Below are 16,012 nucleotides of genomic sequence, written 5' to 3'. Positions count from 1 at the left end.
AGGCAGACTAAAACCTGCCCCCTATAATCTTTTACCTTTCTATGCTTTTATCATTTTTCTTCTTTTCATCCACTTTCATATCCCCTTTAGTCTTAAATTCCTTTAATTTCCCTAGTGTTGATGCTTTTGCTTTAGTATGCTCTTTAGCTTTTAATAACTTTGCAGAGTATACTTTTAGACTTGTGTATTCCTTATTATCCTTCCCCATACTTTTCTTTTCTTTGCCAAATAGGTGTACAAAATCTCCTTTTTTCAAATTTTTTACTTGATTGATTTTGTCATTATAGGCGTAGCAGCTGATGAATTTTGCATTTCCTTTCTTGTCATTTTCAGCAATAGAAAAGGAGGCTACTTTAAAGTCCCTCCCATCTTTTGATTTTAAATCTTTAATTTCTATATCAGTTGCTATATTTCCATCTATATTTAATGTATCCTTTTCTTTATTATCTATATCTTTCATTTCTTTATCTCCTTGTTCTTGATTAACTTCTAAATTTTCTTTTAACTCTTCTTCGTCTATATATTCAATAAACTTTTCATCAATAAGCCCCATAACTGAATCGTTCATATAATTATCATAGGCATTATTAAGAACATTTTCATTTTCTACTCCTGTTTCAAGAGATATAATACCTTTTACAAATTCTTTATGATTATATTCTGCTAAAAAATCTATTGTATTTTTCATGCTTTCAAAATTTGTATTTTCCATATTTGCTATTGTTTTTATATCACTTGCGTATCTAACAGAATCCCATTCATACTTTCCACTTTCTTTGTTAAACTCTACTCCTGTGGCTAAAATAAATTGCTTCCCGTCAAATAAGGTAGCTTGATTATCTTTCACATCCAATACCATAGTGTCTCCAAATTCAGTTTCAATTACATTTCCCTTTTTTATATTCATTTTTATTCCTCCATTTCTATTTTTATCTTTCTTATCTGTTAAATCTTTTATTTCTTCTTCCTTTCCATCACTAATAATAAAATGTTTTATTTCTTCAACTGTTGGATCATCAATTGTAGTCTGAATAAATTCAACTAATTTATCTTCTGAATCGGCAAAATTTTTAATTCCATATTCAACTATATTGTTAATTATTCTCTGAGTAGCACCATCAAAAGAAAAATTTTCTCGAATAAATTCATTAAATCTATCTCTATCAAATTCCATATTCTTTGTCCTCTAATAATCTCATTTAAAGTTTTATCTGCCACATGGTTCACTATTATTTATTTCTTTTATATTATTATTTACTGCTAAATTCCCCTTATATTCCTTTAATCTATCCATAATAGATGTTTTTTCTTTCCTTTCAAAATCTCCTATTTCCTGCACTTTACTATCTCTAAAGTCAGCATCATTTCTATCTATTATTCCATCTAAATCCATATCTTTAGATAATGGGTCATAGAAGTTGCCATCATCATCTATTTCAAATCCCATTACTTCTCTCAGTTTTTCTTCATTTACTGATACAAGCTCACTAAAATCCCAAAAGCCAATAGATGTCTTTATCTGTACTAGCTCTTTTAAATCACTTGCATCTAAGGGATCATAGGTGTATTGAAAGCTGTCAATTAGATTCTTATCTACATAGGTGTTCATCTTGTAATTTATTAAATCTAAACTTACTTGTATTTCATGTTTTTCATCTGGTGTAGTTGTATAAGCTATTCCTATATCTGTTAAGTCAGGAAATATAGTATCAAAGTCCTCTAACCTGTTTTCTTCATCATATTCTCTGTTAAGGAAGTCTATCAATTCTTCCTTTACTTCTTCTAGTAATGGATTATCTTGGCTTATATCTTCACTTTTTCCCATATCTAGTAAATTATTTACTTCTGCAAGTCTTAGTGTCTTATCCTTTAAAAGTTCAGCTTGTGGAAATGTCTTTTGTATTTCAATTTTAGCTGTTTGAAATTGCTCTTCTGTATCTTTTAGTTTTGAAATTGTATTTTCTAATCTTTCTGGTAATTTATCCAATACATTATCCATTCTTGTTATATTACCTATTTCATCTGTTCCAAACTCTCCTCTATATTCTCCCTTACCTTTTAATATAAAGTTATATTTATTGAAAAAAGAATCATATTTTATGGATAAATCAAAATTTCTATATTCACCTATTTTTTCTCCATCTTTATCCATTTCCCTATATATTTTAACTCCCTTAATTTTGTTCAACAAAAACTCTCCAGCTATTTTCTTATCTATATACTTCTTTCCGTCAATAATTAGAGAGGTAAATTTATTATCTTCTTTTAAATTTTTATCCAATTCTCTATAAGGCTCAACATTTTTAATATCTTCCTTTAAGTTCTCTATCCTTTCTTTTAATCTTTCTATTTCCTTTGGATAAAATTTAACTACTTTATCTTCCAGCTTGTAAAGATTTGATTTAAAATTGGACTCTAGCATTTTAAGTTTAGAAACTTCAACATCAAGGTCCATCTTCTCCTTTATTAATGGATTTCCTGTTGCAAGAGTTTTTATTTCGGCATAGTTTAATGTGGCTTCGTCTACATCTTCTGCAACTCTTACAGGAGTCTTTGACGTCATAATTTGGGAAATATATTTTTGTTTATTCTCTAAGGTTTGGAATAGGTAGGCATCAAAAGTATTTTCTGTTACATATCTAAATATATGGACTTCCTTATTCTCATTTCCCTGCCTCACAATCCTGCCTGCCCTTTGAGAAAGATCAGCAGGTCTCCATGGTATATCAAGATCGTGAATTGCAATTAGTTTGTCTTGGGCATTAGTACCTGCTCCCATTTTCTGTGTTGAACCAAGTAAGACTCTTATTTCTCCCTTTCTTACCTTATCAAAGATAGCGTCTTTTTCCATATTGTTTTTTGCCTTATGAATAAATTCTATTTCATTTTCAGGTACTCCCATATCTATAAGTTTTGTTTTAATATCATCATAGATATTAAAATCATTACTTGGTGTAGACATATCACAAAATATTAATTGAGCAGATTTTTTATCTTTATATTTATCCCAAATGCTAAATACATTTTTTATACAGGTATTCACCTTACTATTAGGATCATCAGGAAGTAAAGGATTGATTAATCTTTGATCTAATGCCATCTTCTTCCCATCATTTGTAATCAAAAGCATATTATCAACGCTTGCGTCCACTTCCTTATTTCTAACCTTATCTGCTCTCTCGGAAAAAGTTTCAAGAATTTCTTTTTGTTCTTCGGTAGGCTTTGTTTTTATAGTTTCATAATGGGCAATTGGTGTAGGAAGATTTAAAACATCAGCTGTTTTAATATCCATAAATCCTTTTACAGTATTCATAAGTTCAGGAAGATTATAAAATTTTGCAAATCTGGTTTTGCTCCTATAACCATTACCCTCAGGATTTAATTCTATTGCCGTTATTGTTTCTCCAAAAGTAGACGCCCAAGAATCGAAATGTTGCAATTTCATCTTTTTTAATTCATCATACTGTAAATATCTCTGCATGGTATAAAGTTCAGCCATACTGTTGCTTACTGGTGTACCTGTGGCAAATACTAATCCTTTATTATTAGTAATTTCATCCATATAGCGGCATTTCATAAGCATATCTGATGATTTTTGTGAATCTGTAGAAGTAATTCCTGCTACATTCCTCATTTTAGAAAATAGATAGAGGTTTTTGTATGCGTGGGCTTCATCTACAAATAACTTATCTACTCCCAGTTCCTCAAAGGTTACAACGTCATCTTTCTTATAATCAGCATTTAGTTTTTCTAACTTTGTCTCTAATTTTTTCTTTGTTTTTTCTAATTGCTTTACAGTAAATCTTTGATCCCTTTCTCTTTTGTATTCATCTATATAGTCAATTATTTCATCAATTTGACCTTGCAATTCATATTCTTGTCTTTCTTTTGATATAGGAATTTTTTCAAATTGACTGTGCCCTATAATAACAGCATCAAAACTTCCTGTAGCAATACGACTACAAAATCTTTTTCGTTTATCTGGTGTGAAGTCTTTTTCTGTAGCACATAATACATTAGCTCCTGGATAGAGTTCATTAAATTCTCTTCCAAATTGCTCTACGATGTGGTTAGGAACAACAAACATTGACTTATTACTCATCCCAAGTCTTTTTGACTCCATGGCTATACCTATCATTTCAAAGGTTTTTCCTGCTCCTACTTCATGGGCAAGTAAAGTATTTCCACCAAACAACCCTCTTGCTATTGCATCTTTTTGATGTGCTCTTAATTCTATTTCAGGATTCATTCCTTCAAAAGTAAGATTAGATCCATCATATTCCCTTTGTCTTATGGAATTGAATCTTTCGTTATAATCTTCTACTAATCTATTTCTTCTTTCCACATCATCAAATATCCAGCTTTTAAATTCTTCTTTTATCATCTCTTGCTTACTTCTTGCAAGCATTGTTTCTTTTTGATTAAGCACAGATTTTTTCTTTCCATCACTGTCTTCTACTTGGTCAAATACCTTAGTATCTCTTAAATTTAAAGTATCTTCTATCAATTTGTAGGCATTTACCCTATTTGTACCATAGGTAAAAGAAGCAAGGTCATTGTCCCTATCAGAGCTTTTTCCTTCAACTCTATATTCTCCTGTAAAGTCAGAATACTTAATATCTATATTCCACCTTGATGAAACTGGTGTTTTCAACAAATCAAACATAAATTTTTTGTAATCTTGTTCCGGTATCCATGTTGCACCCATTCTAACTGTAATCTCACTTGCATCTAGTGCTTTAGGCATTACTTCCATTAGTTTTGCTTTTTGAAAATGTAACTTTTTTAACTCTTCTTCTAACACCTCTCTATCTGCTGAATTTTCTTCCTTTTCTAATTCTCTTTCAATATTTTTAATATAAGAGTCTACAACTTTAATTTTATCTCTTATATTTCCTGACAAGTATTCATCAGCACTTACGTAAGGTCTTGAAAAATCTCCTAGCTCATTAGCAGACTTAAATGGATTTATATCATTAGGTTCAAAGGAATCTAAATTTAAAAATATTTCTCCCTTTAATTCTTCTATTAATTTATCTCTTGTTTTTCCTGTCAATTCTTCCATATAATCAAAATTTATTTTACCTTTTTGACTAATGGAGAGTACCAGAGCATCTATTGCCCTATCTGTATGATCTATTATTACAGCTTTTTTTATAGTTCTCTTGTTAAAGATGTCAGATTTTCCTATAAAGTTGCCTTCTTTATCTAATTTCTCCAAAGTTGAAATTAAAGAAAAATTGGCATCTTCTCTAAATAACTTTTTATTGGTTTTTGAATTTAGTCTTCCATGTTTGCTATTGAAATCATCGTAGAATTTATTTAGATTTTCTTGTTCTTTTTTTATCTCTTCATCTGAATAGTCTTCTTTTTGATAGGTTATAACTTTCCTTAGACTTTCATTTAATCTTAAATATTCTTTTACCTTATCTTTATCCTTTTCGTTTAAGGATATTTTTTGCATAATTGAATTTTCTCTAAAATATATTTCATCATCCACTAAAGCAAAAGAATAGTTTTTAACACTATCATCAGCTGGTATTGTTTCTTCTCCTAAATCATCATTTATTTGAGCTTCTTCATACATACCTTGGATATTTTTAATAGCTTTTTTTAGTCCTTCTTCTAAAGAAATATCTTTATTTTCAATACATGCAAGGCTTGTCCCAAATCTTGACGGTATTTCTTCAATAGTCCCTATTACCATCTGAGGATTATCTACAAAGTATTTATTATATATTAGTCCTTTTGCATCTTTGTCTAGCTTTATCCAGTCTTCATCTATCTTTAATAGCCTATCTCTCTTTTTTAAAAAGATTATATCTGAAGTTACTTCTGTTCCAGCTACCCCTTTAAATGTAGTATTTGGTAGTCTTATTGCTCCTAAGAACTCTGCTCTTTCCGATATATATCTTCTAACATCTTCACTTTTTTTATCCATTGTTCCTGAAGATGTTATAAAAGCAATTATGCCTCCATCTCTAACCTTATCTAAAGTTTTAGCAAAAAAATAATCGTGAATTAGAAAGTTATTTCTTTCATACTCACGATCTGCTACTTTAAATTCTCCAAAAGGAATATTTCCTATGGCTACATCAAATAGGTTATTAGAAAAATTGGTTTCTTCAAATCCTTTTATTTGTATATTGGAATTAGGGTAAAGTTCTTTGGCAATTTGTCCACTAATGCTATCTAATTCAACTCCATAAAAGTTTGACTCTTTCATTTCTTCAGGTAGATTTCCTATAAATCTCCCTGTCCCAGCACTTGGTTCTAATATATTTCCTTTTTCAAAGCCAAGATTAGAAAGACTTTCATAGATAGCGTCTATAACTACTTTCGGCGTATAAAAAGCTGTTAGGGTTGATCCTCTTGCCCTATTATATTCTTCCCCAGTTAGATTTTCTTTTAAAAAATTTCTTGCATCAAGCCATTGACCTTCCTTTTCTTCATCAAATACATCGGAAAGTCCTCCCCAGCCAATATATTTTGCCAAAATTTCCTGTTCATCTTTTCTTGCACTTCTATTTTCTTTTTCTAAAGCCTTTAAGACATTTATAGCTTCAATGTTGTTTTTTAATCTCTGTGAAGGTGGTAGGTTTTCTTCTTCATTAATAATTTTATAGTTTTCTAAAGAAACTTCAGAAATCCCTTCTATATTTTCTCTATCAGTCCTTATTAAATTATTATTTTCTTTCCATTCCTTATATTCTTCTAACTTCTTATCAATAGTTTCTTTTCTATGAGTGGTTAATTTCAATGAATTACCATCTCCGTCAATTTTGTCGATTCCTTTGAGGTAAGAAAAAGGTAGAGTAAATTCCCTATAATTTTTTGGATTAGACGAACTATATACTAAAAATTCTTCCTTTTCATTATCAACTCTTACTATAAACTGATCAGCAACAAGAGAAGATTTATTATTTATTACATCAAGGCTTTTATGTAAAAGCCTTGAATTGTCTTTTTTAACTTTTTCTTCGTTATTATTGTCAATATCTTCAAAGCTAATTTGTTCTACTAATTCCTCTTTATCGATAGATTGTTTTTTACTTAATATATCTTTTTCACTAGATTTATATTCTTCTAAATCTTCCTTTCTTACAAAAATATTAGAAACAGGTCTTTCTCTACTATATATTACTTCAGTAATAACACTCTTATCTATTGTACTTAAAGCTAATCTACCCATTCCAGCTTCATTAAATTCATTTTCTTTAATTAAATATTCCTTATTTCTAAATTGAACTGGTAATCCTAAAAGACTATAATCTTCTATTTCTAACGGAATTAATTCCTCTTTTTTTATAACTTCCAAATCAAGATCTTTGTAGTCATTAAAAAGAATTATTTCGTTTCCGGTAATAAAACCATTCATTAGTCCTGTGCTATCTTCTAATTCTATAGTTTTAGGACTTGTAGTATCGTTAATGGCGGTTATAGTGTATTCTTTTCCTTTGTATCTAACACTCATACCTTCTTTAAATGGATTTTCTTCTTGCCTTGTTCTATCATTTTCTATTTGCTGATTTAAATATCCATTTAAAAGCACTTCTCTATGTTTGTCATCAAGTAAATAAGGTAAGTTACTTAATATGTCCTTATAACTTTTATATTTTATAGCTTGATTAGAATTTAAAATATACCCATTGTATCGTAAATTTTGTTTAAGAGATTTCCCCTTAACATCTAAGATTAGCTCTACCTTATACCCTTCTTTTCCATCTATAATATTTTCTGGTTTTTTTAATAATCCATCTTCTATTTTCTTTGACAGTAGTAAGTATTCTTCATTTTGAGGATCAAAATAGTATTCTCTTTTTTCTTTGATATCCTTATCTATTAACTTGGAAAGAACTTCTTTTTTATCTCTTATTTCTTCAATTTTTGATTTTTCTTCTTGAGATAAATTTATATTAAAAGTAATTTTATTTTCTTCATTTATTTGTGCTAAATTTTGATATGCTCCACTGATTTCAAGATTTTTATTAAAAACATATATATCATTATAGTAATCTGGAAATTGCTGATTAAAGCTTTGAACATCTATATCATAGCCTTCCTCAAATTTTGTAACTTTATCATCAGTAATTTCAAATAAACCTTCCCTTTCCAATTCTAATACATCATTTAAATTTGTAAGGTTTACTTCTTTCATTTTGACAGTAATTTCATCAAACAAACTGTCTATTTTTCTGCTATCCTCAAAAGATTTCCCTTTATATAAATTGTAGATCTTTCCTTGTGAGTTTTCCTTTCTTGGATAAACTCTAATTCCTGTTTCTTCTAGTTCTATATCCTTTGTTTTCTCTTTATCTACTAAAGCATAATAAAATCCTACTTTTACTGCTATTTTATCTTCTACAATCTCTTTTGTTAATTTTTCTTCTACTTCATTTCTTAATACTTCTAAAGCTTTTAAATCGCTTTCTTTAAAGGAATGTGAGAATAGTTTTAAGTCCTTATCAAAATAGGCATCATATGAATAATATATTATTTGATTATGGTTATTATCATATCCACTGGAAATATCTTTTATTTTTAAATATTTATTATCCTCTGTTCTAACTATATCTCCCACTTTTATAGAGAGTATCTCCTTATCATCTTCTATATTGTTTTCATGTGAATTATTTAAATATTCTCTATATCTATTTTCTATTCTAATAGCTAATTCTTTAACCTTATCTATTGCCTTCATATCATCCGGAAGATTTCCCTGTTTATCGGCAACTTCTCTCATGATTTTTACATATTCTCTTTGGAATACAGAGTTAAAACTTGCTAAGGTATTATTTCCTAAGTTTTCTCTTGCCTTTATAATTTCATTTTCTAAAACTTTATCCTTAACTAATACATCAAAAATTCTATCTTCAATTTGATTTATTGAAATTATTTTTTCATCTATCTTATTTCCTTCTATAGTTTGATTAAGTTCTATCTGACTTTTTCCTATTTGTTCATAAAGAAATTCAAAGTCTCTTTGGTTGATCTCATTTCCATCACCTATGTCTATCTTATAGTGATCAACTATTTTCCCATCTACTATATGGTTAAAATAGAATTTGGAATACCCCTCCCACTTATCAGTCATCTGCCCATATTCATCTTCTCCTAAGGTCTTATTATGAAGTCTTATCTTTTCATCTATTTCCCTTATTTCATCTAATAGTTCTTTAGTCAGCCTTTGTCCTGCATAATCTTTTTCTATTAGACTTGAACCCTCATTAAACTCAATTATCCAATAATCATCTTTTCTATGGCTATCTAAATCAAAACCTATATTCTCTTTATTTTTATTAGGATAAAATTCCTTAAATTCTTCAAAACCATTTACTATATCATCATCTATAACTTCTTTGTTAGAATTAACTACAATATTTGGAATATCATCATATCGACTTTGACTTTCTAAAAGGTAATATTCTCTTCCTTCTATTTCTTCCTTTTCTTTAATATAAAAAGTGTCATGTATTCCCTCAAGAATAATTCCATCGTCTAACTGGTCTAATGGTATATCTAATTGTTTTTCAAAGGCTATGGAATATATTTCTTCTTTTAAAAAATTTGGCATAAATTCATCATAAATGATAAGTTTTCCATCATCACCTATACTTGCTACAGACTGTCCTTGATAATAATATATAGAACTATTATTTGTTCTTTCTATATATACATCATTATCAGTTGGAGGCAAATCATCTTGATAATTTATATACTCCTGGCTTTCTTTTTCTGTTTTATTTATTTCCTGATCTGTTTTTTTCTTCCTATTTTCTTCAAAACTTTCTTCATCTATATATCTATTCTTTTTAATAAGGTCATTAATTCTTCTTGCAACATTAGACCAAGATAGTAGTATTTCTTTTGCATTACCTTTATTATATTTTATTCCCTTCGCATCGTGCCACTCACCACTTTCTCTTGCAGCAGATAGTGCATGAGAACTTCCACCTACGCCATATTCATTTTTCAAGAAATCTGCTTGTTCTTTTAAATCATGCTTTTCAGTAAAAAATTCATATATTCTTTTCTTTCCATCAGAAAACCCGCTTCCTCTTTTTAGGCTTTCATCTATTTCATCTTGTGTTATAAAACTCTGAATAGGTGCAATATCCTTTAAATTTGACCTATATAATTTTCTTTCTATTTCTAAATCATTGATATCATTATAGATTTTAGATAATTTATAATGATGAAATCTTAAAATATCAGGATTAATCTTATATTCTTCTAAAAATACCTCGTATTCTTTTCTGAGTTTATTTATAAAATTTTTATCTTCAAGTTTTTTCCCGAGATTTTCTTTTTCATCTGGGAAGCCTCTTCCTTTTATATCATTAAGAATCGCTAAATATCTATCCTTAGTTTCATCAGTAAGATCTCTCTTTAAATACAATAATTTTTCTGCTATTTTTTCTCTTTCATATGTCGCACTTTCTACAATCTCAACATTGCTAGCAAATTCTCCTCTATCTAATAAATTATTAATATTATTAGCTAAATCTTTCCAAGAAACTATTTGCCCTTCTCTATATCTTGCCTCATCTCCATCTTTAAAAATTGCTCCTTCCTTTCCAAACCATGCAGATATCTTTCTTCCTTCAATTTCAAGACCATTGGCTCCCCTATATATTTCTTTCAAAAAGTTTGCCTGTTCTTCTAAAGATTTACCCTTAGAAAATTCTGCTATTACTGCTAATCTTCCATCTTCATGATTTCCTCCATGTATTAAAAATGTATCTATTTCTCTTTGACTTATTGGATTTGAGAAGGATATTTGCTCTCCATGATTTTTAGCAGAAAAAAAGGAAGTAGACTCTACTTCCTCATTTTTTAGATTAGGATTATCTCCCTTTCCCCTATTTCTTGTAGGGTCATATCCATGTTCTTCTTCAATCTCAGATATTTCAGATAGTCCTCTTCTTTCAGTTCTTCTGTCAGACCCCAAGTTTCCATCATTTTGACTTCTTCCCTCGTGATAAAGTCCTCTATCTCTTTTTCCTTTGATAGAAGATGATCCATCAATGTCCCTTGCAAATACATTATCTGATAATCCTCTTCTTTGTTCTCCTTGAGAAAGTTCAATCTCATCCTTCCCCATCTGTTGAGTTTCTTTAAATCTATTTCCTTGGGAATTGCCATATTGGGTATTAGGACTTCCATGCCTTCCTCCAATTCTTCCATCTTGTATGTCCCTCCCTGTCTCTCGAAGGAATTCTCCTTGACGATTGGTGTGTAAATCCCCTCCTCCATGAGGTATTCCTTGCCTGCCAATGTTAATTTCTCTTTCATCTTCCAAGCCTCCTTTAAAATTTATTTCACCGTTTATATCAGAACTTAATTTATTATAACGCTCCTTAAGCTCTTTTGTCTGCTCCAAATCTTTTCTTTCTTGAATTTTCTCTAAAATTTCTAATCTTTTTATTTCACTTCCCAAATCAAGTAAGATATCTTTACTTATATTAGCACTTATACTTAATACTTTGTCTATGTCCGAACTTGATATTTTAGAAAGTAAAGATAAGTTTTCTTCTTTTAGCTGATATGAGACCTCCATTCTCTCGCTTATGGAAATTTTTACGGATTCTTTTAACAAATTAAAAAGGTCTACCTTTTGAATGCTTTTTAAACTTTCATCAGATAGACTTTCTAAAATTTTATTGAATTTTCCTCTAACATTACTTTCTACTAAGGCATCAATTTTATCTTCTTGGCTTAATAGAAGCTTACTATCTTTTTCTTTAAACTTATCTATCAGTTCATCTATTAAGTTTAAATGCTTTTTGCTATCATATTTCCATAACTTTACCTCAGAAATATTATGATTAATACTTACTGTTTGCCTTATGTCGAAGATATATTTTATCCTTCCACTATCTATATCTAAAAGTGGTATTCCTTTTTCGCCTCTTTTAACGCTTCTACCTATACTTTTCCAATAATCAAATTCTGCACAGGCTGTTGCTTTTGGATCCATATTGTATATAGATATTTGATGTATATATGGATACTTATAGTTATTGCCTGATACCTTTAAATATTCCTCATATTTTTTTATATCTTTCTTAAATTCTTCTTTTGCAAGATAGATTGTTCTACTTAAATCTACTATATCATATCTTGGCATTTTATCCCTCCTCATTATAGTGATAAAAATGAACTAAATTTTTATATATTTATTTATTAAACTTTATTTCTTTCTATTTTTTAAATTTCTGTAAGCAAAAGATAACTTTAACATGTCATTTACTCTATCTTTTTATTGCAATAAAAAAACGCTTAGAATTTTTTACTTTTCAAATCGCTTTAACTGCCTTTATCCTATTGCTTCCAATCCAACATTGCTTTTTCTAACTTTGAAAAATTACAATTTGCTCTTCTTATAATTCCTGTTTTCTTTTGCTTTTTGTATATTTTTTCCACCTTTATCAAGACCTTTGTTTTTATTTTCAAACAAAAAGCATATTCTTTTTGAAATAAGTCTTTATATCTAATATCCTCAAGTTCGTTAAAATCAATTCTTTCATAACAATCAGTCGGTACAGGAATCATTTTCTTAATATCCAATATAGATAATATGTGCATTTTTTCTCTATCAGAATAATATTTGTAGATATCTCCATCTATAGTAATACTATTATCGATCACTTCATAAATCAAAAAATGCTCATCAGAAACATTCTTTCATTTTTTGCGTTTTCCTTTGCAGAAGAAATTGGAATAAAAAAATAGAAAGGTTTTAACCTCTCTGTTTGCTTTAATATTTTACCTTTGGGATGTAGGTAGTGATACACCTTCTTTAATGCTCCACCTTTAACGGTAGCGGGACACCATCTTTATCTGATAAGAGTATAACGTATATTTATAGTAATGTCAAATAAGCAAATTTCCTAATGCCTACTCTTTTATCACTTATATTATACCCTATTTCTTTCATAAATCATTCCTTTCTTCATTCCTATAATTATATTCAAGTTTTTATAATCAATTTACTTATAATATTTACCTATAGTATTTTCTATTTCTTCTTCAATTTCTTTTAAAAAATTCTCTTTATATTCCTTACCCTTTGCTATATCACTTAATCTCATTTCCCATTTTGCTGTTGTCTTTGGAGATTTAAACTCATCTATAACTATAGTAACTAGATTTAATCCCTTCCTAGTTGATATTAGGTTTTTCTTTTCTCTTTTTATATAACCTTTGTATATCAAATTTTCTATTATTCCCGCTCTTGTAGCAGGAGTACCAAGTCCTTTTCTTTCAACTTCGACATCCTTAACTAATTCATCATTTCCAGCTATTTCCATAGCTTTTAAGAGTGTGTCTTCAGTGAAGTGTTTAGGTGGTTTTGTATATTTCTCTTTTATATCTTTATTTTCAATATATAAAAGATCTCCTATTTTTACATCGGGAAGTTGTATATCTTCTTTCTTCTTTGATGTATATTCTTCTAAATATTTTGTAAACCCTTCTTCTGCAATTATTTTATAAGTGTTTATAAATTCAAACCCGTCAAATTCAGCCACTATCTTTGTTGTATTTTCTACAAGTGGATATCCAAAACTTGCATAGAGTTTATTTGTTATAAGTCTATATACTTTGGCTTCGCTTTCCGGGAGATTTGAAATATCCTTATTTAATGAACTTATCGTTGGAATTATTGCATGATGATCTGTAACTTTTTCAGAATTAAAAACTACCTTAATTCTTTCTGTGTCAAAATCATTTTTTCCTATAATATTATTTACAGTGCTTTCTATCATGTCTACTGTCAAATATCTTGAATCTGTTCGTGGATAGGTAATATACTTCTTTTCATACAGGCTTTGGGCATAATCTAGGGTTTGTTTTGCACTGTATCCAAAATACTTATTACATTCTCTTTGAAGTGTTGTTAGATCAAAGGGCAGATTAGGCTTTGTAATCTTTTCTTTTTTAATTACATCGGTTATTTCAATTTTTTCTCCGATTAAATTTTTAAGCTGTTCTGCCACTATCTTATCATCAATTCTATCTGTCGACAGTGTAAATCCATTCATAGAAATCTCCACTGTATAATATTTTTCTTTTTTAAAACTATTTATCTCATCATCTCTATTCACAATCATTGATAAAGTTGGTGTTTGTACTCTGCCTACACTATAATTTTCATTATATAGACAGGAGTAAAGTCTACTTATGTTCATTCCAACAAGCCAATCAGCTATGGCACGAGCCTTAGCTGAATCAAAAAGATTATCATAATTACTTCCATCTTTTAAGTTGCTAAATCCTTCTTTTATGGAAGAGTCTTCCATTGAGGAAATCCAAAGACGTTTCATTTTCTTCTTACAATTTGCCATCATATATACAAGTCTAAAGATAGCTTCTCCTTCTCTACCAGCATCACAAGCATTAATAATGGTGTCAACTTCATTACTATTCATTAGTCTTTTAAGAATATTAAACTGTTTTTTAGTTGTCTTCGTTACCTCATACTTGTATTCTTTTGGGATAATAGGTAAATCTTCAATTCTCCACTTCTTATATCTTTCATCATACACATCAGGATTTGCCATTTGTACTAAATGCCCAACACACCATGAAACAATGTATCCATTCCCCTCATAATATCCATTATTTCTATTTTTTGCTCCTATAACTTTTGCTATTGATGCTGCAACACTTGGTTTTTCTGCGATTACTAATTTCATTTTTCCTCCTTTAATTTTTTAATAAAAAAATGAGAGATTAAATTTTCAATCCCTCATCTTTTTATAGCTCTACTGATTTTTTATTTTTTCTATAATATTTATTCCATTATCTATTACATCTTCAAACTTTATGTCTCTAGCATAAAGATTTTTCTTCGAATAAGAATTCCATCTGTATAAAAAAGCTTGATCCGTTTTTAGCATTCTCATTAAACTTATGATTTTATCTATATCAAATTCTTAATTATACAATCAATCATTTCAACTTAGCTTCCCTTATATATTAAGTTTGTGCTGTCGTTTTGTTCATCGTTTTTTATTAAAGTTCCAGAATTCTAATTGTCCTTTTCTATCGTATGTTTATAAATTTACACGATAATTAATTTTATTGTTGTCCTTAATCTACTGCTTAAATCATTGAGAAGATTAAAATTCATCTTCATCTGGAATAATTTCTGTATCTTCCTTATCTTCAAGATCATAATCCTCCCCTTCAGATTCATAATCATCTTCTAATTCATTATAATCTTGCTCCTCTTCAAAACTTTCTTCTTCATTTTTTTTATAGATTTTGAAGTAATATCCTGCACCCATTACACCAACAATAATTAAACCCATAAATAAATAAAGTCCTACTCCTGATTTCTTTTCTTCTTTCTCCTCTTTCTTCGGTTTTTCCTCCACCGGTTCTTCTTTTTTCACTACTTCTTCTTTTGGCTTTACTTCACTTTCTCCTTCAATCATATTTAGTAGATCTTGTTCTCCAACTTCTGTTAGTAATTGTACATTTTCTTGATTTTCCGAATGATCTACAATGAGGTGCATAGTTTTTCCACTCTTTGTTTGAAAGGTTAAAAATTGTCTAACATCTATTGGATTTTCCTTTTTTTCATCTCTTGATGTTTGATCTTCTACTTTCGGTGTAATATCCTGTCCATTTTTATCTACATTTTCTATAACTGTTCCTCTTGCCTTATTTTCTTTTGTAGCTAATGGATTAATTGCTTTAGTATTGCCACCTTTAACAAGTTTAGATGGCTTTTCTTTTTTATCTACTTGCTCATTTTTTATGTTATTTTCTTGTATTTTCGGCACTTCCTGATAAGGAATTTTTTGACTCTCATTAGATGGTTCATATACATCTTCATCAAATAAGCTTTCTAATTCTTTACTTTTTTCTGGCAAATAAATATCATTTGACTGATTTTTTATTTCATTTTCATTGCTCTTAGCTATGGATATGCTTGGCATACTGAATAGTAAAAGGAGTAGCACTAAGGCTACCCCTAATCTTTTTTTCTTCATAATTCTCT

General features: G+C 29.1%; 6 protein-coding genes. All 6 read right to left on the bottom strand.

The annotated features are described in order from the left end of the window. Positions 1-31 precede the first annotated feature (31 nt). Positions 32-1,174 (bottom strand): single-stranded DNA-binding protein, encoded by a 1,143-nt coding sequence (locus L6651_RS05965; RefSeq protein WP_237037066.1) that lies wholly within the window; start codon positions 1,172-1,174, stop codon positions 32-34. Between the two features lie 33 nt (positions 1,175-1,207). Next, entirely contained in the window at positions 1,208-9,574 is an 8,367-nt protein-coding gene (locus tag L6651_RS05960) for an SNF2-related protein (protein ID WP_416389102.1), read from the bottom strand. A gap of 1,262 nt (positions 9,575-10,836) precedes the next feature. Beyond that, positions 10,837-11,145: a TnpV protein gene (locus L6651_RS09485; RefSeq protein WP_350310033.1), complete on the bottom strand. Its 309-nt coding sequence runs from the start codon at positions 11,143-11,145 to the stop codon at positions 10,837-10,839. Between the two features lie 1,179 nt (positions 11,146-12,324). Then, positions 12,325-12,663, bottom strand: coding sequence for a type III toxin-antitoxin system ToxN/AbiQ family toxin (locus tag L6651_RS05955; protein WP_237037064.1), 339 nt, complete (start codon positions 12,661-12,663; stop codon positions 12,325-12,327). A gap of 329 nt (positions 12,664-12,992) precedes the next feature. Continuing rightward, on the bottom strand, positions 12,993-14,699 hold the full coding sequence (locus tag L6651_RS05950) for a DNA topoisomerase 3 (RefSeq protein ID WP_237037063.1): 1,707 nt from the start codon (positions 14,697-14,699) through the stop codon (positions 12,993-12,995). Between the two features lie 426 nt (positions 14,700-15,125). Continuing rightward, positions 15,126-16,004: a CD1107 family mobile element protein gene (locus L6651_RS05945; RefSeq protein WP_237037062.1), complete on the bottom strand. Its 879-nt coding sequence runs from the start codon at positions 16,002-16,004 to the stop codon at positions 15,126-15,128. Positions 16,005-16,012: the final 8 nt, after the last annotated feature.

This window comes from Mediannikoviicoccus vaginalis (assembly GCF_928097925.1).
Taxonomy (GTDB): domain Bacteria; phylum Bacillota; class Clostridia; order Tissierellales; family Peptoniphilaceae; genus Mediannikoviicoccus; species Mediannikoviicoccus vaginalis.
Note: the sequence above shows the minus strand (reverse complement) of the source record. Positions and strands in the feature narration are given on the sequence as shown.

Bases quoted from the DNA above. Each gene is read 5' to 3' on its own strand.
- L6651_RS05960 (WP_416389102.1), bottom strand. From the start codon at position 9,574: ATGCCAAATTTTTTAAAAGAAGAAATATATTCCATAGCCTTTGAAAAA.
- L6651_RS05945 (WP_237037062.1), bottom strand. From the start codon at position 16,004: ATGAAGAAAAAAAGATTAGGGGTAGCCTTAGTGCTACTCCTTTTACTA.
- L6651_RS05950 (WP_237037063.1), bottom strand. From the start codon at position 14,699: ATGAAATTAGTAATCGCAGAAAAACCAAGTGTTGCAGCATCAATAGCA.
- L6651_RS09485 (WP_350310033.1), bottom strand. From the start codon at position 11,145: ATGGCAATTCCCAAGGAAATAGATTTAAAGAAACTCAACAGATGGGGA.
- L6651_RS05965 (WP_237037066.1), bottom strand. From the start codon at position 1,174: ATGGAATTTGATAGAGATAGATTTAATGAATTTATTCGAGAAAATTTT.